This is a genomic window from Priestia sp. 53B2 (assembly GCF_056099005.1).
In genome coordinates, this window is record NZ_JBLZXA010000089.1 from 1 (window position 1) to 255 (window position 255).

Annotated in this window: 1 protein-coding gene; it reads right to left on the reverse strand. The window is 34.9% G+C overall.

What is annotated here, in order from left to right; all coding sequences use genetic code 11:
- Window positions 1-239 (reverse strand): helix-turn-helix domain-containing protein (locus ACN6NE_RS31255; protein WP_474329452.1); only part of this gene is annotated, 239 nt, incomplete at its 3' end.
- Window positions 240-255: the final 16 nt, after the last annotated feature.

A 255-nucleotide genomic window follows, 5' to 3' on the forward strand; every position in this document is an offset into this window, starting at 1 on the left:
TTCTCGCTCTTTGATTCCCTTGATGCTTGAACTAAGGCGTTTAACTTTTTTAAATACGCAATTTCCATTCGTAGGTATTCATTTTCCTTTAGTAACTCTTCATTTGTCTTGTCTGTATCAAGATTTTTAGTAGGCTTTTTCTTCATTTTTGGACGACTCCTCTTTTTAGGAAACAGGCCATCCTTACCTTGTTTTTCAAAGGTTCTTTTCCATTTCGCCACCGTTGAGTAAGAAGGAATATTGAATACATATGAT